The 26017-nt window shown below is 34.6% G+C and carries 19 protein-coding genes and 2 pseudogenes; 5 read left to right on the plus strand and 16 right to left on the minus strand.

The annotated features are described in order from the left end of the window. Positions 1-197: 197 nt before the first annotated feature. From JFU50_RS24220 to JFU50_RS24235, 4 genes and pseudogenes are all read left to right on the plus strand, one after another. Positions 198-2084, plus strand: a complete 1887-nt coding sequence (locus tag JFU50_RS24220) for a sigma-54-dependent Fis family transcriptional regulator (RefSeq protein ID WP_201224517.1) — start codon at positions 198-200, stop codon at positions 2082-2084. A gap of 80 nt (positions 2085-2164) precedes the next feature. After that, positions 2165-3142, plus strand: coding sequence for an NAD(P)H-dependent flavin oxidoreductase (locus JFU50_RS24225; protein WP_201224525.1), 978 nt, complete (start codon positions 2165-2167; stop codon positions 3140-3142). Positions 3143-3452: 310 nt separating this feature from the next. After that, a pseudogene (locus JFU50_RS24230) lies at positions 3453-3970 on the plus strand (GNAT family N-acetyltransferase); the annotation flags it as partial. A 223-nt stretch (positions 3971-4193) separates the two neighbouring features. After that, positions 4194-4346, plus strand: a complete 153-nt coding sequence (locus JFU50_RS24235; protein WP_152952274.1) for a YfhD family protein — start codon at positions 4194-4196, stop codon at positions 4344-4346. Between the two features lie 2703 nt (positions 4347-7049). Here JFU50_RS24235 and JFU50_RS24240 read toward each other — a convergent pair. The 9 genes and pseudogenes from JFU50_RS24240 to JFU50_RS24275 form a co-directional block, all read right to left on the minus strand. Next, on the minus strand, positions 7050-7880 hold the full coding sequence (locus tag JFU50_RS24240; RefSeq protein ID WP_201180483.1) for a methyltransferase domain-containing protein: 831 nt from the start codon (positions 7878-7880) through the stop codon (positions 7050-7052). Positions 7881-8296: 416 nt separating this feature from the next. Then, positions 8297-9118 (minus strand): alpha/beta fold hydrolase, encoded by an 822-nt coding sequence (locus tag JFU50_RS24245; RefSeq protein WP_201180484.1) that lies wholly within the window; start codon positions 9116-9118, stop codon positions 8297-8299. A 759-nt stretch (positions 9119-9877) separates the two neighbouring features. Continuing rightward, a complete protein-coding gene (locus JFU50_RS24250; protein WP_201180485.1) occupies positions 9878-10333 on the minus strand; it encodes a hypothetical protein in 456 nt (151 codons plus the stop codon). A gap of 42 nt (positions 10334-10375) precedes the next feature. Further along, the gene (locus JFU50_RS24255; protein ID WP_201180486.1) at positions 10376-10867 is read right to left on the minus strand and encodes a (2Fe-2S)-binding protein; all 492 of its coding nucleotides are present in this window, start codon (positions 10865-10867) and stop codon (positions 10376-10378) included. Next, positions 10860-11701, minus strand: a pseudogene (locus tag JFU50_RS24260) (FAD binding domain-containing protein). Before JFU50_RS24260 ends, JFU50_RS24255 begins: the two are co-directional and overlap by 8 nt. After that, positions 11701-14022, minus strand: a complete 2322-nt coding sequence (locus JFU50_RS24265; protein WP_201180487.1) for a xanthine dehydrogenase family protein molybdopterin-binding subunit — start codon at positions 14020-14022, stop codon at positions 11701-11703. The pseudogene JFU50_RS24260 and the gene JFU50_RS24265 overlap by 1 nt, the downstream one beginning before the upstream one ends. Before the next feature lie 138 nt (positions 14023-14160). Continuing rightward, on the minus strand, positions 14161-14451 hold the full coding sequence (locus JFU50_RS30465) for a hypothetical protein (protein ID WP_207198826.1): 291 nt from the start codon (positions 14449-14451) through the stop codon (positions 14161-14163). 444 nt (positions 14452-14895) lie between these two features. After that, positions 14896-15318, minus strand: coding sequence for a HEAT repeat domain-containing protein (locus tag JFU50_RS24270; RefSeq protein WP_201225175.1), 423 nt, complete (start codon positions 15316-15318; stop codon positions 14896-14898). Positions 15319-15945: 627 nt separating this feature from the next. Next, positions 15946-16260 carry an FAD-binding oxidoreductase gene (locus JFU50_RS24275; protein WP_201224527.1) on the minus strand — a complete coding sequence of 105 codons (315 nt, stop codon included), beginning with the start codon at positions 16258-16260 and terminating at the stop codon, positions 15946-15948. A gap of 350 nt (positions 16261-16610) precedes the next feature. Between JFU50_RS24275 and JFU50_RS24280 the strand changes: the two genes are divergently transcribed. Beyond that, entirely contained in the window at positions 16611-17252 is a 642-nt protein-coding gene (locus tag JFU50_RS24280; RefSeq protein ID WP_201224529.1) for a hypothetical protein, read from the plus strand. Positions 17253-17327: 75 nt separating this feature from the next. Here JFU50_RS24280 and JFU50_RS24285 read toward each other — a convergent pair whose 3' ends face one another. From JFU50_RS24285 to JFU50_RS24315, 7 genes are all read right to left on the minus strand, one after another. Next, complete coding sequence (locus JFU50_RS24285; protein ID WP_176527609.1) at positions 17328-18134, minus strand: ABC transporter permease; 807 nt, start codon at positions 18132-18134, stop codon at positions 17328-17330. Next, positions 18134-19078 carry an ABC transporter permease gene (locus tag JFU50_RS24290; protein WP_397329748.1) on the minus strand — a complete coding sequence of 315 codons (945 nt, stop codon included), beginning with the start codon at positions 19076-19078 and terminating at the stop codon, positions 18134-18136. Before JFU50_RS24290 ends, JFU50_RS24285 begins: the two co-directional genes overlap by 1 nt. Beyond that, positions 19042-20208, minus strand: coding sequence for an ABC transporter ATP-binding protein (locus tag JFU50_RS24295; RefSeq protein WP_201224531.1), 1167 nt, complete (start codon positions 20206-20208; stop codon positions 19042-19044). The genes JFU50_RS24290 and JFU50_RS24295 overlap by 37 nt, the downstream gene beginning before the upstream one ends. A 19-nt stretch (positions 20209-20227) precedes the next feature. Further along, on the minus strand, positions 20228-21328 hold the full coding sequence (locus JFU50_RS24300) for an ABC transporter substrate-binding protein (RefSeq protein WP_242485258.1): 1101 nt from the start codon (positions 21326-21328) through the stop codon (positions 20228-20230). Between the two features lie 117 nt (positions 21329-21445). Continuing rightward, complete coding sequence (locus JFU50_RS24305) at positions 21446-22357, minus strand: TAXI family TRAP transporter solute-binding subunit (RefSeq protein WP_201224533.1); 912 nt, start codon at positions 22355-22357, stop codon at positions 21446-21448. 169 nt (positions 22358-22526) lie between these two features. Next, positions 22527-23903 (minus strand): sigma-54-dependent transcriptional regulator, encoded by a 1377-nt coding sequence (locus JFU50_RS24310; protein WP_201224535.1) that lies wholly within the window; start codon positions 23901-23903, stop codon positions 22527-22529. A gap of 48 nt (positions 23904-23951) precedes the next feature. Further along, positions 23952-25940, minus strand: coding sequence for a transporter substrate-binding domain-containing protein (locus tag JFU50_RS24315; protein ID WP_201224537.1), 1989 nt, complete (start codon positions 25938-25940; stop codon positions 23952-23954). Positions 25941-26017 lie beyond the last annotated feature (77 nt).

Genomic DNA, 26017 nt, shown 5'->3' on the forward strand with positions numbered 1-26017 from the left:
AAGCTTTTATTGTGAAGTTTTTGTTAATTGTAATCAAAATATTGTAAGCGCATACATAATCTACTATAATAAAGTGGACCTCGATCAACATCCTTTTTATTACTCCACGGTATTATTTCTCTTGATTGAAAAGACATGCTCTTATTTTTCAAATGAATGTTGAAAATGTTTAAACCAGATGATTAGAGGAGGATTATATGTTATCCACTAGTTGTTATTTACGTACATGGGAACGTTTTATTAGTGAGGGGGTTCTCGATTCAAATCGCTTGGACAAGCGAATTAAGGAATCTTGGCATCGCTGTAAAAAAGAACAAGTCAATCCGTATCTAAATAAAGGTAATCATGTGTTAACAAATGATTTATTGAACGTTCAAAGAGAAAAAAACTCCGTACTTCTAGATGTAGCATCGCCCCAATTAACAAGAATGAACCAAGCGATTAAAGAGTCTGGAATGATGGCTTTATTAGTAGACCCTGATGGATATGTTCTTTCCCTATCTGGAAACGAAAAAATTCTGGATGAAGCAGGTAAAATAAATTTTGTGGAAGGCGTACGCTGGACGGAGGGTGAAGTCGGAACAAACGCTATTGGAACTGCTTTGAAAACGGGGGAGGCAGTAATGATTCAAGGAACCGAACATTACTCTATTGCCTCACATAAATGGAGTTGTTCTGCAATGCCTATTTTTAATGAAGATAGGATGTTAATGGGCGTTTTAGATATATCGTGTCCGGTTGAATATTTTCATCCATCTATGCTTGGTATGGTTGCCACTTTGGCGTATACGATAGAACAAGAGATGGCGGTTCGCTCCTATAAAAGAGAGTTGGCACTAACTCAGCAATCTATTGAACTAGCAGAAGCTTATCCAGACCGCCCCTTTATTGTTTGTAATCATAAAGAAATCATCATTTCAGCCAGCAAACAAGTTCGTCAAAAAATTTCTCAATCTATTGGAATGAGACTGTCTGATTTTTTAAACTTTGGATACCAAATTGAAAAGGAAACTCTTCTTATTTCTACAGAAGATAAAAGGGTATCAGGAAAGTGTTTATTTTTATCAGAAGGTCTTAGTCATACCCAAAATAGGCTTTTTCCAACTTCTTCGCCATCTAAGTTGTTTAATTTCAAGGGTGAAATGGGTATTAGTGAAGCGTTTCAAAACACATTACATAAAGTAAAGCTTGTTGCACCAACCGAAGCTAATGTGTATATATCTGGTGAAACAGGGGTTGGAAAAGAGCTTGTTGCTATGTCTATTCACGAAAATAGTCCTCGAAAAAAAGGACCGTTTATCACCATAAATTGCGGAGCCATCCCCAAAGATTTAATGGAGAGTGAATTATTTGGTTATGTCGAAGGCGCATTTACAGGGGCTAAGCGTCAAGGGCATACAGGGAAATTTGAGCAGGCTAATGGAGGGACCATTTTTCTCGATGAAATTGGTGAAATCCCACATGCCATGCAAGTGGCGTTATTGCGTGTACTTCAAGAAAAAAAAATCGTTCCGATTGGTGGTACAAAAAGTATTTCTTTAGACATTCGCATTATTACAGCAACACATCGTAACCTTGCAGAGCTTGTAAATGAAGGATCCTTTCGCCAAGATTTATATTATCGTTTAAATGTTTATCCTGTATTTGTACCACCCTTAAGGGAAAGGAAAGGGGATATTCCGTATCTTGTCCGCTATCTTAGTGAAGTGAATAACTGGAATATTCCATTATCAGAAGAATTATTAAATAGTTTAAAGGGTTACAATTGGCCAGGGAATATAAGAGAACTACAGAATGTTCTGCAACGATTGTCTATCTTGCTTCAAGATGGTCGAGTAGATTATGAACAATTATTAAATTCTATGCATTCACTAGCAATTACGCAGCAAGTGGATTGCCAGTCTCCGAAGGAAATTGATAAAAATTGGATTAAGGAAAATGAACTGACAACCCGAGAAAAAATACAAAGAGATTTAATGCTAGAGGCATTGCAAAGGACACAAGGAAATGTCACCGCAGCTGCAAAATTGATAGATCTCCCTAGAAGTACATTTTACAAGCGGCTTCATAAATATGGTCTATAGTCATGGATGTGTATTTTTCATTGGAATAAAAGATTATTTATATTTAACGGAATGCATGAGTATAGAGAGGGGTATGGCCTATGAAAACGAGAATTACTGAATTATTAGGAATAGAATATCCAATTATTTGCGGTGGCATGTTTCAAGTTGGCCGAGCTCAGCTTGCTGCTGCAGTAACTGAAGCAGGTGGATTAGGTATCATTACCTCCAAAACACAGGTTACACCCGAAGGTCTTCGTGATGAAGTACGCAAAGTAAAGGCATTAACGAAGAAAACCTTTGCTGTCAACCTGAATCTATTTCCAAGTCAAACTGCTACTCCAAATGAAGACTTTATTGATATTTTAGTAGAGGAAGACGTTAAAATTGTTGAAACCAGTGGCCGAAGTCCTGAGGCTTTAATGCCAAAACTTAAAAAGCATGGTTTTACTGTCATCCATAAGGTTGCAAGTGTCAAAAACGCACTGTCTGCAGAGAAATTGGGAGTCGATGCTGTTGTTATCGTAGGGAATGAAACGGGCGGCCATCCTGGCATGGGGGATGTAGGAACGCTTGTAATGCTCCCTAGAGTGGTTGATTCTGTTAAAATACCTGTACTAGCAGGTGGAGGCTTTTCAGACGGTAGAGGCCTTATTAGTGCATTGGCACTCGGTGCTGAAGGGATTGTTATGGGGACTCGCTTTATGGCTACGAAGGAAGCCCCTATTCATGATAACGTGAAGAACTGGATGGTTTCAGCAAATGAAGCGGATACAATCGTCATTCAGCGAAATATAGGAAGTCCTTCACGTGTAGCGTTAAATACTGTTAGTAAAGAGGTCGACCGACTAGAAAATGAGGGAGCCACTATAGGAGAATTAATCCCGCTAATAACGGGACAAAGAAGTAAAAGCGTCTACTTTGAAGGTAATTTAGACGGAGGGATCTGGTCATGCGGTCAATCAGTCGGTTTAATTAAGGAAGTCATAACAGTTGATGAACTTTTAAAACAAATCGTTCATGAAGCTAAAGGTTCGTTGGAATATATCCAAAATCGTGTCGAATCGATTCGAACTTAATCAACAAAGCTGTTCATATAGAATAGGAAAACGCATATGATTTCCTATTCTATTTTTTATTGATGAATAGTATAAGCGACTATATAAAATGATTTCTTTATTTGTCGTTAATATGTGTTATTTAAAAGTAATTATTCTCTACATAGATTACTCAACTAAAACAGGTCATTGATGCTTTACTTCAAGGGAAGTTCTGCTGTTGCAACCTCTTTCTTAAGGAATGAAAGGATCAGGTTAGTTGACGAAAAAAAATATGATAAAATACGGGTTTATATAAAAATATAAGCTATATGAGTTAGGAGATTTAAGAATGAGCATTACAATTAGGCAGGAACTATCTGAGGATTATAAAATTACTGAAAAAGTTGTAAGAAGTGCATTTGCTAATATGGAGTTTAGTGATAAAAAAGAACATGAATTGGTGTCTCGTATTAGAAAATCCGACGCATTTATTCCAAATTTATCTTTAGTGGCCGTGAATAAAGAAATTGTTGGCCATATTCTTTTATCTAAATTAAAAATTAATAATGACAATCAATTTGCTGAATCCCTTGCCCTTGCTCCTGTTTCAGTCTTGCCAGAGTATCAAAATGAAGGTATAGGAAGACTCTTAATTCTTGAAGCATTAAAAAAAGCAAAAGAACTTGAATACAATTCTGTTGTTGTACAGGGCACCCAGAATATTATCCGAAATTCGGGTTTGAAAAAACATCTTTATGGGGAATAAAAGCACCTTTCGAAGTACCAGAAGAGGCATTTATGGCATTGGAGTTGCAAGAAAATGCTCTTTATAATATTTCAGGAGTTGTTGAATATCCAAGTGCATTTTTGAATAAGGGAATACCTAAAAAAGGGTTAAATAAAAGAGCGCGATTCTTAAATAAGAAGCGCTTTTTTTATGAATTAACTCGTACGTTAGTAGTATAAAAAGGAGCTGGTCAAAAAAACTGTTATTAAGATAAAATATTTGTTCATGAGCTAATCTAAAGATATATAATCGTGATTCCTAGCCATACTAATAAAGATTAAAATTTAGTTAGGAGGCAGTATTATGGGAAGATCAAACAATCAAAAATCATCTAGCAGAAAAAAATCATTACCTCAAACTCCCAAAAACTTAAAAATAGAACCGGAACGTGTTAATGAAGAGTTTTCTCGTGAGCTAGGTGAAAGTCCGAAAATAAGAGCTACAAGACCTAAATGAAACTAAGATACGGATTGATTACATGCCTTTATTAAATTTTAGTAAAACAGATACAAAAGGGGCCACAATAAGTGGTCTCTTTTGTATGTTTAAAAATCAACATTATTAAGGTTTACAAAGCTATATGTTGAAAAGATCATATTGTGTTCATATTCAGTAACTTATTTTACCTTAAAGCTATTAATTATCGCGCAATATGCGAAAGTACTCTCCGATTGCTGAATCTTTGCATCTCGTATCCTTTTCTCGAAATGCTTAGTTGTTTAGTGATTTTTTAGTACATTACAGAATACTACTTGAAATGACTTAGTAGCTATTTGAGCATTATTGTGTTTAATATAGCGGAAAAGAGACTCAAACTTAATGTTACGTTTAACATTATTAGTCATAATATCTTTATTATGATGTAATTAAGTTTGATCATTTGAAAGCGGATCTACTTTGTTTTTCTCCATCATTATTTCCTAGTGTGCTTAATAAGAATGGTTAATTAATTCAGCATTAATCTACCTAAGAGCGGATTTAATATTTGATCAAAATGTTTGATATTTATTAACATATTTCTGAAAGTTATTTATGCTAACCGTTCCTCTAACAGCATTTTCAAACACAACTTTGTTTAAGTAGCATTAGCAATAAACAGTTAATTAATAATAAAACATATTAACGGTATTATGAGAATTATGTGGGTAGAGAGAGAAGACTATCTTATTATTTCTTATTGGTAAGCGGAACTTATGATATTTCAGGTTGTTAATTAAACAACTGCATAATTTTTGATGGATTTATTCAATTCAATAAGGAATTTCCGTTTTTTTTAAAATTATTTTAATATAACTTTTCCGAAGTGTTAACCCGAAATATTTCTCATTTTGCTTATATTTATATATATCAGAATAATAAATTTGTGATTTTAATTCTTTTTGACCTTTAAAGTTGAAGGATACCAAGTACAGAGCAAAATATTTGCTGAATTTGTAAGAGTTTTTATGTAAACAAATCGTGAGGAAACATTCTGATAATTAATGCTGGATTTAATTTGGGAAAAATCCGAAATAAACTACGAATGAAATATTAGATAAATATTAGATCCTGGTTAAAATAAAGATTGAAAATCATTTATGTACGTAGCCAGAAGAAATTAGCAGATAATTATAGAAATAAGTAAAAGTAAAGTAAATTACATAAGATTTGAACTTTCTGTGAAATTAGTAAGAACCGCAATAATGAGAAATAAAAAACACATTATAATGCTGAGATTCTAAATCAATCAAATTTTTAACGAAATTATGATATATGATAATTATTTGATTTTTTCTAACTAAATGTAATTTCTAAAATTAATAAATAAAACAGATTATAAATAATAAAAATCTGAGTTTTCGTCTCACTTTGTTAAGTATTCTTAAGATATGAGACAAAATTAACAATTAAAATACAACTTCCTATAATATATATTATGTAAACTAGAATAAAAATTAGTTATGATATAGTTAAACCTTTGAACCTCCTTTATTATCTGGACTTTGGAACCTCTACCTCTTAAGATCCTTAGAATTATGAATGCTTTTCATGTGAATTATAATTAGAAGTTATTGAACGAATAATTTATTATCGTATATGCACCTTTGACTATAGTGGTTTGTTTGTAGTTACAGCAAGCAATAGTTGAATCCATTCTGTACATTCAATTTGAAAATAAGCAATTTGAATATGTTTATAGCGTTTTTGAATGGGCTTACAGACTATCACGAAAACAAAACTTGAGCGCGTTTCATACAGCATCAAATTAGATCAAGTTCAAAAACAAAAAAATTAACCTTGACTCGGAAATTATGAATGGGATTGAAAATGGATCATAAAACTACCGGTATATGTCTCTGTAGGATTTAATTTAAAATAGTGTTTTTCCGCTTCTTAAAACAAAATACATCGCGATTAGCCAAACCGAATGAAGTGATTTTTAAATACTTGCGACAACAGGAATCGGACGTTCAGAAATCATGTTTCTTACGTAGGAACACATCTACTAAATTAAACGATATGAATTTATGGAAAAAAAGACTTTGCTGCCGTTTCATCCGCTTCTCCCCCCCAAGGGTTCGTTTCAAATCCACGATAAGGAAGTCTTTTATAAAGATGGAAAGTAATTGGGGATACGTGGCTATAAAGTGAAAAAGCACGGTTGCTTACTGCGCGTTTTTCCCTGTCTCATTTTACAGCATACGCTTACGCCCCCTTTTGTGTGTGAGGAAAACCATTTTAACATCGATTTACGGACTCTTCAGGAGCTTTTAGACCATGAAAGTATTACATCAACACAAGTATTTACGCATATCGCGTTTTTACAAAAGAAGAAAACCATCAATTCTTCGTTTGATATTTTGTAATCCCTTTTACTTAAAAAAATAACTACCTCAATTGGGTAGTTATTTTTAAATCTGTTTGATACTCCATTTGAGGATTTGTAGGTCGTTGATAGATTCCCCCATGAGTTAGTACCGGATAGGTTGAATATAAAAGGATTTGTCCTATATGTGGTTGCGTCGGTACATAATATTAGCTGGTTGAACAATGGCTAAGGCAGTCCATTGAAACAACATGGGCGGCATTACACCTGCTAAATAAAGGTATTTCAGACAAAGCTCCTTCCTTCTATATATACCTCACCACATACTATTAAAGGTTACCAGACTAATATTTTCAAATTCCCTTTGGACTCCAATACATTAAGGCTGCATGAAATGGATATTCATACTCATATTTCCCCTCTTTTTCTACCACATATTTATCAAGAATAGTTTTCACCTCATGGTCAGAATAATGCTGATCCAGAATTTTTGTAGTATTATCGCGAATCATTTCCTCATAAGAAGAATAGATTTTTTTGCTTTTCAATTTCACGATCTTACAGTCGGCTAGTATTCCAAGTTGATACAATACATTTAAAATGTGTATGTAATCTCGTTTTCTCAAATTGATTGTATATCCTCGTTGTTTCAATTCCATATAATGAGGTTTTTCTGGTCCTGTTGTCATACCTACGATAACTAAACGTGTTGCTGACTCATTCATTTTTAATAAGGTATGACCGATTTCTTTCATACGGTAGTAGCAATTAAAACCAAATACTACGTCATATTTCTCTCTTTTTGTCTCACTTTCCCACTTATTATGAATCAATTCCATGTTTTCGAAACCTTTTTCATTTGCCTGAGATGCCAAAAAACTGATAATGCTTTTTGAACTATCTATACAAGTTAACTTCCTGACTTCTTCAGCAATAGCGAAGGTATAATTGCCCCACCCAGGACCGATTTCTAAAACATGATCATCTTGATTTAATAATGTTAGTAGCTCTTGTTGCACAAGTTTTGCATAAGGGTCCTCTTTATGTTGTTTTTTCCCTTCAACCCTCGAAGACCAAAAAGCTTCTTCTGCTGCATCATCATTTAGCCTTTTCGGTATATTTCCAGTATGATCTACCATGGCTTGTCTCCAAAGTTCAATATAATCAAAATTATCTGTCTTCATCTTTTCTCTCCTCAAATTATATAATTTATGTATAATACTTTCTTAAACTATTCTACCCCATAGTTGCAAAAGAAAAAGAGCCGCAAATCAGCTCCTGATAATGAACAAAGCCCTTTTCAATAATGATCTCTCAACAGATTAGCATTCGTCATTCTTAACTTCGTTCAATGCTTTGTGTATTGACTCACTGTTACTTTTAAGGATTTCTATCACCCTATTTTATAGGTAATTATTCTAATAATACAATAAGATTATTCAAACAGAATGAAGTAATGTTTACATTACTTGCGAAAAAGGGAATGAGGCGTTCAGAAATCGTGTCTTTTACGGGAGAACAAGTCGATCTAAAGAATCAAACGATAAGAGTGTAAGGGAAATGCTGCCGCTTCTCCCACTCTATAAAAATTATTAAAGGTTTACACGTTTTTAAAATGCTGTTGGATATAAAAATTCACTTTATCAGGTACTTCAATTTGGATGAAATGCCCGGCATTTTGAATGATGTGAACCTGTGCATGTGGTAAACCTTCTTTCTGGAGCTTGTAGGCAAATTCAAAAGGGATATAAGGATCCTTCTCCCCCCAAATTATGGTGACAGGTATTTTGATCTGGTTTAGTTTTTGATTGTACGATTTAACCTTTTCTATATTTCCTGACCGGTATAGATCTAAGATGACTTTACCTGATTCGGGAGTTCTAAAGACACGATAGAAGTCTTCCAGAGTTTCGTCAACTATGTTCGGAATCGAATTCTTCATGTCAGTTTGAAATTGGGAATCATCTGACATGCGCTTCATTATTTTTTCTCCGACATTTGGTGTTCTCCAAATCTGAGCAAGTGAGTGCCACTTGTAATCTCCTGATATGGTTGTATTTGAAACAAAGAGACTTAGTATTCTCTCTGGATGATCACATGCCCATTTAAGTCCAATAAGTCCGCCCCAGTCATGTACAATCAGATGGAATTTATCTAGTTTTAGTTCCCTCGTAAAATCCGAGACAAACTGTTCATATCTCTCCCATGTTGAGGATTCATCAAACCGTTCACTTTCGCCGAATCCAGGGAGATCCGGTGCAATGGTTCTAAATCCACAAGACACAAGGCAAGGAATCATTTCCCTCCACAAAAGGCTGGACTCAGGTACCCCGTGCAATAAAAGAACAGGGGGGTCATTAACATTGCCCTTCTCAATATAAGATATCTTCTTTCCATTTATTATCATATTTTTCTTTTCCACTTTAATCTACCTCCTAAAATAAGTATGGTGAAACCTTATTAGCATAAAATCAGGTCATAGTTACTGGATTGTAGAAAGGAAATTTCTTTGGAAACAGACTATTGATAAAATACTGAATTGACTATTCAGAGAGACTCATTGAAATTTCTACCTATCTCCCTCTCTCATTTCTATGTTTAACTGCGATTTAATGCTTGTGTTTTTTTATACAAAGCTTATTTAAAAATGCATTCTCAGGGATTTTTTTATGATAAGTCTTTATTAATTCATGCATCTCCAATATATATTAGGTTTATGTTGATTTCGAAATGTTTCCACATCAAGAATACTTGCAATGCAAAATTTTTTATTTACATAGAACTTATAAAACAAAACAAAAAAGGTAAAGCATAAAAATCAGGCCTCACCTCTGAAATGATTAAAACCTATGTTTCTCTCAAGATATCAAAGCTAATTCATTTATCTTGTTGTTCCGCTCATTCATATACTGATCTAATCTTTACGGGTGTTTCATCAATTTATTTAATACCTTAAAGATAATTCATTTATCTCCCGCACCTTTTGTATCAAGGATTCTCTATATTAGCATTTTTAGCAGATGACACTTATCTAGGATTAAGGTATTACCTTTATTAATGAATTTAGTCATCTGTGGACTTTTGCTGAGTGAAGAAAAATATGAAAATGATAATGGGAAGGGCTATTAGAAATGCATTGTTTCTAGAACTTTTTACTGTAGGAATATCTGTTAATGACATTTTACTCATTCCCTCTTATATTAGTTAATAATTCTGGTGGTACGATATAATGCTTAGTTATGATTGTATTAAATAAGTTATAATCTTCAATTGGCAGTGCCGGAACAACTTCAGGATAACCAAAAATAGGACCTGAAACATTAATTGTAAACTCACCAGACGAAACAAAAAAGCCAGTCACATGTATTACATCATTGATTAATAATATAGCTATAATGATGTCCAGTATATCGATAAAAAGGTTTCCTTCTTGCGAGTGGTCCTTCCCTTCTAAACGATGTCCTCCAAAAAGAGGACCACCTAATGAGAGACTAAATCTGCCTGGCCTTACAAATATGCCAATGATTGTGATTTGCCCGGTTAATAATAGGATTGCTGAAGTAATTTCGATACTACGTTGAAAGGAGTGAATTACTTTTTTATTTGTATCAAATTCACAGGTCTCATTCAATATCATCACTCCCTATGTAGGCATTTTATTCAGATATACTGACAAACGTCACTTAATTGATTGATTTTTTATATTGTTTATTACTGAACGTATTGATTCTTCAATTTCTTTATATCCGGTGCAACGACAAATATTCGAAGAAAGCCATGATTTAATCTTTTCAGGACTAGGATTGTTGTCATTAAGGAGTAATGCCTGACAAATCAATATAAATCCTGATGTACAATACCCGCATTGAAAACCAAAATGCTCTACAAATGCTCTTTGAATCGGTGTATCCTTGAGACCTTCTATTGTAAGAATTTCTGTATCAATTGCCTCAATAGCTAACATTAAACAGGATTTTATTGGCTGATTATTCACTATCACAGTACAAGCCCCGCAGTCCCCATTTAAACACCCAGGTTTAGCTCCAGTAAGTCCGATTTTATCTCGGAGTACATCAAGCAATATATCTGAAGCCAGTATATCTATCTCGTACCACTCTTTATTTATTTCTAAATTAATTGTGATTCTTTGATTTGTGGGGTACCTATTCAAGTTCTTCACCACCTAAATATGACAAAATATTAGATAGGGTATTTTCTAAAACAAATAATCTATATCCATCTGATCCTTCAATATCGTTTAATATAGGACTTGGTAAATACTCAAAAGAAGCTAAAACTCGCTCCTTATAAGATAATTTCTTGTCATTTAGTATTTTTTCCATTGGAATTGAACGAAATGGATATGAGCATACCCCACTGAATGCAAATCTAATAATCCCGTCTTTTTTTAAAGCAGCAACTGTTAAAAGTGGGTATCCCGTGTCCCATTGCTTACGTTTCTTTACACTTAGGTATGGTGCTTTTAGATATTCTTTTTCTGTACCAATTTGAACTAGAAATTCCCCTTCGTCCAGGCGTAATTCTTTATTAAAAATCTCATTAATTAAAATTTTTTTTCTCCGCTTGGTCCTGCAATAATAACAGTACTATCTGATAATAAAAATGGCAGTACAGCCTCCCTATAAAAAATTTGTCCACATATATTTCCACCTATAGTAATTGAATTTCTTGATGAATAATCCGCAACCTCTTTTGAAGTATTCGTTAATAAAGGGAACACCTTGTTTTCTTCAAATACACTTAAACTCAATGTTGAACCAATGATTAGTTCATTGTTTTGAAAGCCGAATACCTTACATTCAGGAATACCCTTCAAATCAATAATCGCATCGGTATATATATAATTCAGACGTCCTAATGTTAAAATTTCTGTTCCTCCACCATAGTACAAAGGTTTTTTATCTTGTGATTTTAATGTTTGGTATTGTTCTATCGCTTCTTTTATGGATTTTGGTTTATAGTATTCGAAATTGTAAGATAACATCACAGTCTACTCCCTTTCTTCCCTCTCCAAATAAGTTCAGGGATTAACGGCAACTGGTTTAATGGTATTCCAGCAGCAAGAGATAAACAGTTACCGAGAGCGGCTGGCATGCCAAGAAGACCATGTTCTCCAAGGCCCCTAGCGCCATATGGAGCATCTAATTGTGGTGTATTTACAAATTCACAAATATATTCAGGATTTTCTCCATATCTTAACGGTCTATATGTTCTAAATTGAGGATTCAACACCCTACCAAAGTTATCAAAGTAGAACGTTTCACGTCCGCCAAAAGCTAAGCCCATGCTCATTGCACCCATTATTTGTCCTTCTGCAGTTTTTTGATTCAGTACCCTTCCTGCATCAATGACAGATATTGCCTTGACTATCTTGTAAGTATATTCATTTATGTCATACTCTACTTCAACCCCTTGTGCACCAACTGTCCATTCAGGTCCTGGCTTGCCTGCACCTGTTTCGGGGTCTAAATTTGTTATGTGTGGAATGGTATATTGTCCTCTACCGATTATTTGTCCTCCTATTGCACTTCCATCAGGATATTTATATCCATAAACTAACTGATTGAATGGTATTCCAATTTCAGGATCGCCCCTTAGATATACCCTTTCTTGACCGAGGTCGATGTCTTCAACTGGGGCTCTTAACACAATGGAAGCAAGTTGCTTTATTTGTAATAGAGCATCTTCGGCAGCTTGAATCGCTGCCCTCCCTGCCATTAATGTCGCACGACTTGCTACAGTTTTCCAATGTTCTGGAGTACTCTGTGTATTTACCTCCATCTGAACTTTTACATGATCAATATCCATCTTCAATTTTTCAGATACAATCTGTGCTAAAACCGTTTTCGTTCCTGTACCGATTTCTATTACTCCTGATATGACGTTTACACTTCCATCAGGATTAAAGGTTAAAATGACACCTGAGCCAGCGTTGGTATCAATCGTAGAAGTTTTCCATACACAAGCTATCCCTTTCGCCCTTATTGTATTTTCGTTTATTTTAACTAGCTGGCCCTCTTCCCAATTCATTTTTTTCTTAAGCTCACTTATACATTTAGGGAGATTACCTACCGTGCTAGAATTCAATTGAACCTGGGTTGGAGTGGAATTACCAGGGAGTATCGCATTCATTTCACGAAGTTCAAGTGGATCTATTCCAAGCTTTTTGGAAAGGGAATCCATAGTCCGCTCAAATGCAAACAAAACTTCTGAATGCGCAAAGCCACGATAAGGTGAGGCATATGGATGGTTCGTATACATACAAAGAGAATCGCACCAAATATTTTCTATATGGTAAGGACCAGTGCAATCAACTGCTCCAGCACGACTCAGGTCTGTAGCCTTGTCAGCATATGCTCCTCCGTCCCAAAGATAAGTCATTTCCGCAATTTGAAGCAAACCAGATTTTGTACATCCTAATTTCACTGTCGCATCTAATCCTATATGACATGGTGATGTCAAAATATCCTCTTCACGACTATTTTCAACTTTTACTAGCCTTCCATTAACAGCCTTTGATGCAATATAGGCTAATAGTTCAAGTTGTACCGAGGCTTTACCACCAAAAGCACCTCCAACTAGAGGCGTGTTTACAATAACATTTCCAATTTCAACACCAAAATAATCACTTATTAAACGCTTGATCATGAATGGTGCTTGAGAAGAAGAACTTATCACAACTTTATTATCTGCCCGAATTTCTGCCAAGGAACATCTTGTTTCCATAGCAACATGATCTGAAGGGGAAAAAGAAAACTTTTCCTCGACAATAATATCGCTCTCTTGCCAACCTTTTTTCATATCACCTTTTCGGATTTTGGTTCGATTTGCTATATTTGTACCTGGCTCAGGAAATACCTCGGATATTTTTTTATAGGTATCTAAATCTGGGTGGAGTAAAGGATATTTAGGATTTATGGCATCCATTGGTGAATTGATAACAGGTAAAGGTTCATAAATAACTTGAATACTGTCTGCTGCAAATTTTGCTTGTTTGGGTGTATCAGCAACAACAAGTGCGACAACTTCTCCATGATAGCGGACTTTATCTTGAGCTATGGGGTACCTATCCCTGATCTCTTCTCCTGTTAGCGGTAAATTCCCGCCAGTTATGATTGCACGAACTCCAGCAACTTTTTCAGCCTTGGTTATGTCAATATTTTTAATATTGGCATGTCCATACGGACTAATTACCTTTTTAACATGAAGGATTTTTGTTTCTTTATGGTCACCGGTGTAAATCGCTTGTCCTGTCACCTTATCCCATGCATCTTTACGAATTACACCTTTTCCGATAATATCCATATAGAATCCCCTCGTTATCATTATTATTCTTGGTTAATTGTTATCAAATATCAATTTCCCAAAATAAGTAATCTAATATATCATCAATGTAAGCAAACAGATTTCCCTCTAAAAAAAACACAAGTATTCCTGCGCTATCTATAACTTCAGAATATGTTTTGCCTCTTGGTTTCCTTGTATATTGTTAATTTCAGAAAAAGATATTTTTGTCTCTAAGTATTGGAGGTTGTAACAGTCTTGAAAACTAGAAGCAACTAAGGAGTAGATAGGTTCTTTTTGAATACTTCGATGATGGTAGCCACCATTAAAGCGAATACTAAAAAGGGTTTTTCGTGTTATGTAATTAACATCTATATCTTTGGACATTAAATTACTTCTAGGAGAAAAGTTTTCTATCAATTTCTGATCAACATACTCAAGCTCAAGCATAATATATACGTTCATTAACGTATGAATTCAAATATATGTATTACTAACTTTATGTTGAGTTATAAAGAAAATGTGTTTTTAGGGGGAATTAATAAATAATTCATTATATATACAATGAAATGTACAAAGTGTTTGGAGTGCATTTTGGAGCTAAGGTTTCCCATTAGAAGAACCTTTTGCTTTATGGCTTCATCTATATTGGTTTTCTCAGCTTATGCTTTGTAAGACAACACCTAATATGGAATATGATTAATTATTAACGAATTCAATATTGAGTGAATCAGAAGAACATTACTTTTGTGAATTTTAATGTAATGATATTTAAACATAAGAAAAAGGAGCAAAACAATGCTCCTTTTTCTTATGTTATTAAACTAAAACGCTAATAGTTGAACGAGTAACTTACTTTATATTCTTTAAAATAAAAATTGTGTCATTTAATATTTACTTTTTAGATAAGGCTGTCCATGTGTTTTCAAGCCAATTATCAAAGTCCGCTCCCTTTTCACCTTCGTAAATATCATAAATGTCCATTCTCATTTTCTTTAACTTCTCTTTGAATTCTTTAAACGTATGATCTTCAGGTAAGCTCTTCTTAATTCTTAACAGGATTTTTCGTAATCCCTTAATCAATTCTCCTTTTTTCCTTGAAGGTAATTGAACATCTTCACCGAATGCTTTAAGTTTACGGTAAGCGGCCTCTTGAATCTTATACACAGCATCGCTATTCATTATATGTGTAAGTACATCGATAACTTGTTTATTATTGAACTGACCTAACTCTTCAATCGCATCTAAACGTTCTCTCCAATTCGATGTACGATTGGCAGATTTTTTTAATTCCTCATAATTTGCAGGTAACTCAATTTTTTTGCTTCTTTATTATTCAAACGAATCATTTCTCCTTCTGTCTTTATGTAAGTATCTAAGGTTTTATAAAAAATTAAACCCGATACTACAAATATCCTTTTTACTAAGAAATTTATTCTTATATTTCTTATTATACCCTTTTCCATATGTTAATATAGTAAAATTTCAAGGCCTTATGATTAGTAATATCAATTAAAGGTTTTAATCAATCGAACTAAAAGGGGTCATCGAGGCGGCTCACCCTAGCTTTCGATAAAATGAAGTTAAAAAAATGGAATAGAAACATCCGCTTCTGTACAATAAAAATTAAACTGTTTATATAAGTTCTCCTTAGATTTCTTACCAACACATTTCGAGCAACTGATAATGCCATCTACCGAGTCAGACAGTTATAGTATGTATTGAAATCAATCATATAATTTCGTAACATATGCTTTAAGAATTGAGCATGAAATAGATTATTATGGATTAACAAAAAGCACCAGCAATTTCTCCTTATTTAAAGGAATTACTGGTGCTTTTTATGCTTACTTGTTCTATTGACTAATTACCGCATTGTTCTTTCCATTAATGTAATCCGCAAGCCTCAGTGAGTATTTCAACAAGTGGCATACTTTTGATCCGCTATGCCGCTCCCTCTCTTTGAATGCCAATGCTCATTTGCATCTGACAGCCAGGATTAACAGTGATGACTGTGGCCACATTGGAACTACTAGGGTCAGGTGGATAGAACAATCCCACTTCTTCAGCTTTTATATGTATATTTGCCAATTTTACTAATTTACTAATTTCATTTGCATTCTTTGGTTGAATAACTATTTCAGGTAAATACTCTCCAAAAGAAGCATCATAGCTATAACAATACCTTTCTGATAAATCATTAAATATTCTGTCACTGGGGATAATCTGACTTATTTCAGCAAGTACTTCTTTCTCCATGCTTCTCACTGCCTTCTCTATAATAATCTAGAGATAAATGAATAGAAAAAATCATCATACCCACTTTATAGTTTTCGAATAAAAATATGGCTGATCGAAAAGATTGTACACATATGAATCGAGTTTCACGACAGAAAAGATCATCGATAAGTGATATCACTTCTTCAGTCAAACACTTTATCATTTTCCTAACAAGAGACATACTTTATTGAACACCTATCCAACATTTTTTATTAAATGAGGTTTTTATCGAAGTGATTTTGTAACCTCTGTCATTCGTATTCAAGAATATGATAGCGTTGCAGTGTCCTGCTAGATATAATGAAATTAAAGGAAAAGGAGGGTTTCTATTGAAAATTGCATTGATTCATGCAACAACAACCGCACTAAATCCGATTGAAAAAGCGTTTCAGACAGTTGAACCAGACCTTGAGCTTCTTCATTTCATGGACACGAACCTGCTTGCTTTAATGGAAAAAAGCGGCACGCTAACTCCAGAAATCATTCGCCGCTTTTCTTTATTAGTGAACTTAGCCTATGACTCTGGTGTTTCCTGTATTCAACTTACCTGCTCTGCATTTAACGATATTACATCAATTTTACAACCTCTTTATCCTGTGAAGTTATTTCGGTCAGATGAGGCGATGCTTGATGAAGCACTTCAATATAATAGTATCGGTCTAATATCTACAGTAAAAGAAACACCAATCGCCCTTCAAAACTATCTAAGAGATAAAAACCCAGACTGTAATGTGGAATCCATAGTTGATCCTGGGATTATTCACTTATTATCGCAAGGAAAAAGAACAGAACATGACGAGCGGGTAAAAATGATGGTTGAACAAATGGATGGAAGAACAGAAGTGATTGTGCTTTCCCAATATAGTATGGAACATGTAGCAAAGCTGGTTAACCCTTCTGTCCCCATCCTAACGGCTCCTTTATCAGCAGCAAAACGGTGTTTATCTTATTTGAATGGACAAATTGTGTAAAAACCTGCAGGAAAAATGTCTGAAAAATTAATTAATTCAAGCTAGTGAATAATAAACTTATTGTCTACGTTTCTATTAACCGTTCGTATGATGAGAACCGCCGAAAACCTTTCCGACACCTTGAATTTTTTCAAGTATAACGATTAGAACGACTGATATGAAAATAACTACGCTTGACACGGAAGCAACGATTGGATTATAGGCATCCTGCATTTGTGAAAAAATCTCAATTGGAAGCGTACGCATTTCAGGTGATACCATAAAAAGAGAGACAGTTACATTATCAAATGATGTTAGAAATGCAAATAGTCCTCCTGAGATAGCAGCTGATCCAATAAGCGGAAGTGTCACTTTCAAAAAAACAGTAAGTGGATTAGCACCAAGTATAGCTGCAGCACGTTCAAGATTATAATCAAATCCACTTAAACCAGTTAAAACGAGACGCATTACATATGGGATACAAATGACAATATGGGCAATTAAAAATCCTGTAGAAGTACCGGCAAGCATCATTGGTGTGAAATACATCAACAGTGCAATACCTAAAACAAGCTGCGGCACACTTAATGGAGAAGTTAAGAGTGCCGTAATGTACGATTTGCCGGGTATATCATACTTTGCAATGCCAAGAGCCCCTAAAGTTCCAAATATGACGGAGAAAATAGCTGCTAAGGCGGCGAATTTGGCACTATTAATAAATGCTTCCAAAAACTCAGGGCGTTCTAAAATTTTGGTATACCATTGTAGTGAGAAACCTTCTGCTGGAAAACTTGGATAATTAGCACTTGTAAAAGAAGCAGGTATAACAACAATGAGTGGTATTAAGATATAGATTATTGCTAACACAGCAACAGCGATGCGAAGGCCACCAAGAGTTTTCATCATCGGAATACCTCCTTAAATTTCCCTTTTTCAAACATTCTAGTAAAGACAGCTACTGAAATGACCGTTGTTGCTAATAGAATATAAGAAAGAGCTGATCCAAATGTCCAGTGAAGCAAGTTATTTATTTGATCATATATGACAACTGGCATAACAGGTACATTTGCTCCACCCATTAGTGCAGGTGTAACATAGGCACTCATCGACAAGCTAAATACAAGAATGCAACCAGAGACAATACCAGGTATACTTAGCGGCAAAGTAATTGAAAAGAACCTTCTGAAAGGACTTGCCCCAAGAATTGCTCCCGCCTTATCTAAAGAAGGATCAATATTATATAAGCTAGCAACAATAGATAAGATCATGAAAGGCAGATATGCATTAGAAAGCCCGATAACAACTCCAATTTCCGAAAATAGTAGTTTCAATGGAGTATCTATAATACCTAGAGCCATCAACGTTTGATTTATCGTTCCGTTAGGCAGTAGCAATAGATACCAACCAAAATTACGAACCACTATACTTACCAAAAGTGGTGACACGATCAAGAGAGTGATGTACCCTCTAATTCGTGGTGAACTTTTTGCCATTGTCATTGCTACTGGATAACCTAGAAATAGAGAAACTAAAACCGAATATAAACTGATTTTCACTGTCAACCATAAAGAAGACAAATAGTAACTATCCGTAAATATTTGTGTATAGTTTTTCAAGCTATATACTGCATCTGCCCCACCAAGATTATCAGTTGAAATAAAGCTTAAATATAGAATGTATAGCATTGGAATGACAAAGAAACCAAAGATAAATAATAAAATAGGTGTTAAAAGGAGTAGTCCAGGTATCCAAACTTTTCTTTTTTTGAATTTAGGTTCTTTTTGTGGCTCTATTGGATTCATATCCTTTTCTATTTCTTGACTAGCATAACTTCTGATGGGCTCCATCCGATATACACCTCACTCCCATTTTGCCATGAAGAATTAAAAGAAGAAGTCAAAACTTGAACACTTTTCCCTTGTAATAAAACATTAATTTCCCATGACGTACCAAGATAATTAATTTGACTAATCTTGGCTTTATGGTAATCAAAAAGTGATAAAGCGGTTTCTTCTGCAGGAACAATTTGTACCTTTTCGGGTCTAATATACATCTTCACCTCATCCCCAGCTTTCAAATTGCTATCATTTCCCATGATATTATCTGCATCAACATGAGTGATATCATCACCTATTTTGACTGAAATTCTCCGCTTATCCACTTCTGAAACTTTACCTTCAAAACAATTTGACTTTCCAATAAATTGAAAGACGAATTCTGTTTTAGGATGATTGTAAATATCAGTTGGGGTACTGATTTGTTCGATTTTACCTGCATTCATAACCACTACTCGATCTGACATAGACAGAGCCTCTTCTTGATCATGTGTTACAAAAATAGTTGTTACCCCAATCTCCTTTTGTAAACGTTTAATCTCGGCTCTTAGCTCATGGCGTAACTTAGCATCAAGATTTGAAAGGGGCTCATCAAGTAAAAGGAGTTCTGGCTCAACTACAAGTGCCCTGGATATAGCAACACGCTGACGTTGCCCTCCTGATAATTCTCTCGGATAACGATTTTCCAATCCTGACATTTTTACTAATTCCAGTGCTTTACTTATTTTCTTTTTTTGTTCAGCTTTACCTACTTTTCGCAACTTCAATCCAAAGCTAAGATTTTCATATACTGTCATATGAGGAAAAAGGGAATAAGTTTGAAAAACCATACCTAAATCTCTCTTATATGGCGGAACTTTCGTTACATTGTTCCCTTTAATATAAACCTCACCTCGATCTGCATCGAGGAAACCTGCAATAAGATTTAAGGTTGTCGACTTTCCACATCCAGAAGGACCAAGAAGAGTAAGTAACTCTCCTTGCTTCACCTCTAAATCAATGCCATTTAATACAACATTTGATCCAAATTGTTTAAATGCTCCTTTTACCTCTACATCATTTTTATTTGAACCTAAGTGTTGTACTGGTTCAAGATGTGTATGTGTCCTTTTAATTTCTACATCGTTTTTTAAGACTTCCATGTGTTCAACCCGCTCCTTTTTATTTGAGTTTTTTACCTAGTTCAGGAGTTACTTCTTTTGCCCATCTGTCAGATACTTCAGCACGAATCTCAGCAAACTTAGCAAAATCAGGTTTGAATGTTTTATCGGTTTCTTTAAGTCCGATTGACTCTTCGAATTTTTCTGAAATTTTCATTCCTTCTACCGTCGGATAAAATCCTTTCTCAGAAATTAGCTCTTGTGCTTCTTCACTAATTAAATAGTTGATAAATTCAAGTGCTTCTTCATTGTTAGGTGTATTTTTCACAAGTGAAGCACTAAATGCTTGAAGCGGCACACCTTCTTTAGGAACAGCCATTTTGATTGGAACTCCTGAAACAGCAAGTTCGCCAATAGAATAACTTCCCATCACGGTTACGTCAGCAGCTCCTTGTTGGATAGCTGGCATCATTTGTGTTGAATTTTTATAAAAAGTATTCGAATATCCTGCAAGATCTTTTGCTTTTTCAAGCCCTGGCTCCATGTTGTCTGTACTGCCGCCATTTGAAATTGCTAAACCATTAAGAGTATTAAAGCCCCAATCATTCGTAATGTCTGAAAATGCCGTTTTACCCTCGTAATCTGGAGATACAAGATCGTTCCAAGATTCAATCGATTTTAACCCTTTCTTTTTAAATGTTTCTGTATTGTAAGCTGGTGCAATAACCAAGCCGAATACTGGAGCAGCAGCCTTTTCAATTGGAATGAATCGCGAATCTACAGATTTCATATTTGGAACATTAGACTCATCAACGGAATCAATAAGTCCCTTGTCTTGAGCTCGTATTACATCAACAGGTACAAAAAGGGCAACATCAATTTGTGGAGAGTTTTTCTGTAATTCCACTTTTGACAAAATTTCACCTGATAAACCCGAAATATAGTTAACTGTAATCCCAGTTTCTTCTTTGAATTTTGGAGCAATCACATCTCGAATGGCACTTTCAATAACCCCGCCATTACCGGCTATCGTAATTTTTTTCTCACCTTTTTCACCTGTACTTGTTTGAGTTGCTTCCCCCGGCTTTTGTGGCGTTGGATTACCACATCCTGCAAGCATAACCAATAATATTATTGAGAATAAACTAATTATTTTTTTCAATTGATGAACCTCCCCATTTTACTTTATTAATGAATAATTCCTTGTTCGGTAAAATAATTTATGGCACCTTGATGATACTCAATAGGAATTTGCATAGTTGCTTCATTTATTGAAATATCAGATGCGACCGGATGTGTATGCTTGCAACTCAGGCAGATGTTCATATAATGTTTTAACAAGATTGTACGCCTGCAAATCTGACATTTCGTCGTAAGTTAATAAGACATTTTTAATTGAAATCGTTTTAATATTCTTTTTCATTCCTTTATATGTGTCACTTGAAATTTCATTCTTTGTATAACCACCATTTTGTTTTTGAAGGCGGTCAATGATATCTTCCGGTATAGGTATAAATGAGAGATTCGTTTCCTTTGAGATGAAAGCGATTTCATTATTCGGGATACCTGAAGAGAAGAAAGCCACATCAATAGTACCATTACGTAATGCTTCTGCAGATTGAGAAAATGAAAGATAGGATAAATTCAATTGGTCAAGCGGTAAATCAGTTTCCAAGAGGACCCGTTCTGCAATCAGTCTTGTACCACTTCCTGACGTGCCAATACTAATGCGTTTCCCAACTAAATCTTCTAAGGAATCAATATTGTTTTGTTTCGTTGTAACAATTTGAACATAGTTTGAATAAAGGGTGGTTAATGCACGTAACTTTGATTTATTCGTTTCTGGCAAATCAAGTACATCTACAGTAGTAAACCCAATTTCTGCTTGATGTTGGCTAACTAATTCAGTATTTTCAATAGATGCATGAGTGACTTGAGTCCCCGATACAGCTCCATTATATTTTTCATACAAGTTGGACAATACTTGTCCTAATGAAAAATAAACTCCTGACATATCTCCTGTTGCAATAATTAGCAGCCGATTATTTAAATCCTGACCCTCAGAAATTAATTGCTTCTGAATTAAGGTATTAGCAGGTGTAGTTATTTCCTGCTGCTCATTCATAAAAGAGCATCCTGTTATGAAACAAAATAACAAAGCAGCTTTTATAAAGAGTGCTCCATTTTTCATATTGGCCCTCCTTTCTTAGTAAAGTTAAATGCAAGTACTGTGCCAAGTCGATTTATAGCTATAAAATGCAATTCCTGCCGAATTTTTGTGCATTTTAATCTTAAAAATCGGCATTTTTTGCCGGGTACCCAGAAAAAAATGCCGGTAAGTGGTTGATTTAATTTATCTCTTATTCCCCATTTGAAATAAGCTTAATTTTATCGCGAAGGCTTCTTTCTGAAATTTTTAGAATTTGTGCTGTTTTTTGTCGGTGATTTTTACAGTATTGAAGCGTAGCTGTTATTACTTTTTCCTCTATCTCTTTCATCGAGATTCCGATTGGGATACTAAAACTGTTAAAGTCTTCATTGGGACTGCCAGACTGTAATATTAGCTTTTGTTCTTGAACATATTGTGGCAGGTCAGTATCTTCCATATTATTTGAGTTTGAAAGGGCAACAGCATACTCTATAATGTTACCAAGCTCGCGCACATTCCCTGGATAATGATAATCTAGCAACAACCGACGTGCTGATGCTGTGAACGTCTTATCTTCCCGATTCATATCCTTAGCGTGTTTTTTGATGAAATAATCCATAAGCAATGGTAAATCTTCTTTTCTTTCTCTTAATGGTGGCATAGAAATTGGGATAACATTTAGTCTGAAATACAAATCCTCTCGGAACTTACCTTCCATTACCATTTGTTCTAGATTTTTGTTAGCTGCGCTTATAATACGGAAATCCAATGATATTTTTGTATTGGAACCAAGAGGTGTTACTTCCCGTTCCTGTAGCACACGTAATAATTTAGCTTGAAGAGGAAGTGGCATTTCACTAATCTCATCGAGAAAAAGGATACCCCCATCGGCAGCAACGCATTTCCCTTCCTTCCGCTGTGTGGCACCGGAAAACGCTCCTTTTTCATAACCGAATAATTCAGATTCTAGCAACATCTCAGGTATAGCTGCACAATTAACAATCTGCATTGGATTGTTTTTTCGTCTTCCTAAAGTATGAATGCTTCGGGCGACAAGTTCTTTTCCAGTTCCGCTTTCTCCTGTAATAAGAACACTTGAATCAATATCCTTCACTCTTTCGATCATTGAAAAAATACGTTGCATTGCTTTGCTGTTGCCAAGGAAATTTCCGAATCCTCTTGTCTTCTCTAATTCTTCATGAAGCGTCTCTAACTGATTGGACATCTGTTTAAATTCGGCTGCCCTCATTAAAAGCAATGACAGTTCTTCTATATTGATAGGCTTTTCGATATAGTAATAGGCCCCATTTTTTATTGCCTCAATGGAAGTATCAATAGATGAATAGGCCGTCATCATAATTACAGTAACATTGGGGGACCTGTGTTTAATTTTTTGAAGAATATCTAATCCACTTTTACTTCCAATCCGCAAATCAAGTAGAACAATATCAACTGAAATCTGTTCAATATGTCGAAGACCTTCATCTGGATCTGTAGTAGTGACAACTTGATAATCGTCTTCTAATGCAAAGCTAAGAGCTGTACAAATTGCAGGTTCGTCATCAATCACTAGCACATGTGGCTTCATATTTCTGTTCCTCCTTTTATAATCATAACAAAAGATTTAATAACATTATTAACTCAAAATGGCTTCTTGTTCTTCAGATAAAGGTAATAAGATGACGAACTTTGTTCCTGAATTAAGATAACTTTTCACATAAATATCCCCATTATTTTCTTTAATTAGTCTGTATGATAACGTAAGGCCTAATCCGACCCCTTTTTCTTTATTGGTGAAGAAAGGTTCAAAGATGTGATTTTGTTCCTCCTGTTTCATCCCCTTGCCCGTGTCAGCTATGACAATCCGTCCTGTTTTTTCGTTCATTTTATCAATTGTAATTTTAATAGTTTTATGCTCTGTTTCTTCTACCGCTTGAATAGAATTTAATACTAAGTTAAGAAGCACCTGATGAATTTGTTGTAAATCTATATAAAAAACAAGATCTTCATCAATTGTTTGTTCAAAATTAATTTGTTTTTTTTCCATAGTTACCTTATGAAAAGCAAGTAAAGAAATAAGTTCGTGAGCGTAATAATTTCGTATATTTGGTGGACGTGGACGTGCATAATCAATTAGATCAGTAACAATCGCATTTAACCGGTTTACTTCAGTAGGCAAGTGTTCCATAAGAACTTGGCGAAATTGAGGATTTTCATATTTACTCGGAAGCAGATCTATGAAAGTTTTTATAGATGTTAAGGGATTCCGAATTTCATGTGCAACACCTGCGACTAGTTGACCAAGTGCATGCAACTTTTCTTGAGTGACCAATTTTTTCTCTAATAGTTTCTTTTCCGTCTCATCATTCATGGAAAGTAAGAATCCTGTTTGTATTTCTTCAGAATTGTACATTTTATGTACCGTATACGAGATTACTTTGCGTTCACTCTCCTCATTTAATACCAAAACTTGAAAATAGTTTGTCCCATTTTTCTCTTCATGTTCTTGATAGGAACTATTAAATAACCTTATTAGAGTTGGATAATTCCTAAGATTCAAAATATTTTCCGCGGAGATGTTAAGAATATCCGATGCTTTTGTATTACAGCTAGTTATTACAAAATCAAGGTCGAATGTAATGATCCCTGTATTTATATTGTTTAAAATTTGATCTTTAAATGCTTTACTATTAGCAATATTTTGCCGTTGCATCTGTAAATCCTTATTTAAAAGGTGTAGACTCTTTGTTTGGGCATGGACTGATTTCTTAAGTTTTTGATTCCATATGTAAATAATTAAAAGGATCAGAGCTACTGCGGCTAAGATTATGATTAACCAAAAGATAAATTGCTCCAGCTTGGCAATTTTTTGATTGGATTGAGGCATGACCCATTTATCAATTATCTCGTTTAAATTTCGATTTGCTTTAAGTTCAGTGAGTGTATTGTCCATCATGAAAAGCAACGTTTGATTCCCTTGTTTAACTGCAATCGTATAATCTGCGGGTTCAATAACTTCATCAAGTATGATGTAATGATTTTCTTGTCTGAACTTTTTTAAATAATAGTCTGCAGTCCATTTGTTTCCGATAAATACATCTGCCCGTTTGTTCAATAATGTTAGAATACCCGAGTATTGATTAGAAACAGTAGTTAGGTTTGTATTTCTCATGTTCAAAAATGTGCTGATTACTGGCGTGTTATTATCAAGTACAACATGTGAATTACGTAAATCTGTGAGAGTATGAATATCATTTTGCTTGGCGTTTGGGATAATTATTGATTGAGACATTGTGAAATATGATTGGGTAAAATCAAATTGATTATCTTTTTCGGTACTATATGTACTACCAACAATCGCATCAATAGATCCATCCTTTAATGCCTTTTCCGCATCTTGCATACCCATAGGAATATATTCAAAATCAAGCCCATTATAATCCGCTATTTTCTCCATTATATCAATGTTAATACCAGTCAGCTCTCCATCCTTATTTTTAAATGAAAAAGGTGGAAGAGCCCATTCTCCCGCAATTTTATACGTTTTTTGTTCGGCAAAAATATCAGGGGACCATATTGTTTGAAAAAAGAGAGTGAAACAACAGATACCTAATATTTTATACAATTGTATTATAATTAAGAGCCCTCCTTAAAGTTGAAATTCTTAATTCCATGTAGTTATACTCTCGTTAAAAAACGCCA

It is taken from the genome of Peribacillus sp. TH14 (assembly GCF_016651145.1).
GTDB lineage: Bacteria > Bacillota > Bacilli > Bacillales > DSM-1321 > Peribacillus > Peribacillus butanolivorans.

Bases quoted from the DNA above. Each gene is read 5' to 3' on its own strand.
- JFU50_RS24220 (WP_201224517.1), top strand. From the start codon at position 198: ATGTTATCCACTAGTTGTTATTTACGTACATGGGAACGTTTTATTAGT.
- JFU50_RS24225 (WP_201224525.1), top strand. From the start codon at position 2,165: ATGAAAACGAGAATTACTGAATTATTAGGAATAGAATATCCAATTATT.
- JFU50_RS24235 (WP_152952274.1), top strand. From the start codon at position 4,194: ATGGGAAGATCAAACAATCAAAAATCATCTAGCAGAAAAAAATCATTA.
- JFU50_RS24240 (WP_201180483.1), bottom strand. From the start codon at position 7,880: ATGAAGACAGATAATTTTGATTATATTGAACTTTGGAGACAAGCCATG.
- JFU50_RS24250 (WP_201180485.1), bottom strand. From the start codon at position 10,333: ATGATATTGAATGAGACCTGTGAATTTGATACAAATAAAAAAGTAATT.
- JFU50_RS24265 (WP_201180487.1), bottom strand. From the start codon at position 14,022: ATGGATATTATCGGAAAAGGTGTAATTCGTAAAGATGCATGGGATAAG.
- JFU50_RS30465 (WP_207198826.1), bottom strand. From the start codon at position 14,451: ATGCTTGAGCTTGAGTATGTTGATCAGAAATTGATAGAAAACTTTTCT.
- JFU50_RS24275 (WP_201224527.1), bottom strand. From the start codon at position 16,260: ATGGAGAAAGAAGTACTTGCTGAAATAAGTCAGATTATCCCCAGTGAC.
- JFU50_RS24285 (WP_176527609.1), bottom strand. From the start codon at position 18,134: ATGAAAACTCTTGGTGGCCTTCGCATCGCTGTTGCTGTGTTAGCAATA.
- JFU50_RS24290 (WP_397329748.1), bottom strand. From the start codon at position 19,078: ATGGAGCCCATCAGAAGTTATGCTAGTCAAGAAATAGAAAAGGATATG.
- JFU50_RS24295 (WP_201224531.1), bottom strand. From the start codon at position 20,208: ATGGAAGTCTTAAAAAACGATGTAGAAATTAAAAGGACACATACACAT.
- JFU50_RS24305 (WP_201224533.1), bottom strand. From the start codon at position 22,357: ATGAAAAATGGAGCACTCTTTATAAAAGCTGCTTTGTTATTTTGTTTC.
- JFU50_RS24310 (WP_201224535.1), bottom strand. From the start codon at position 23,903: ATGAAGCCACATGTGCTAGTGATTGATGACGAACCTGCAATTTGTACA.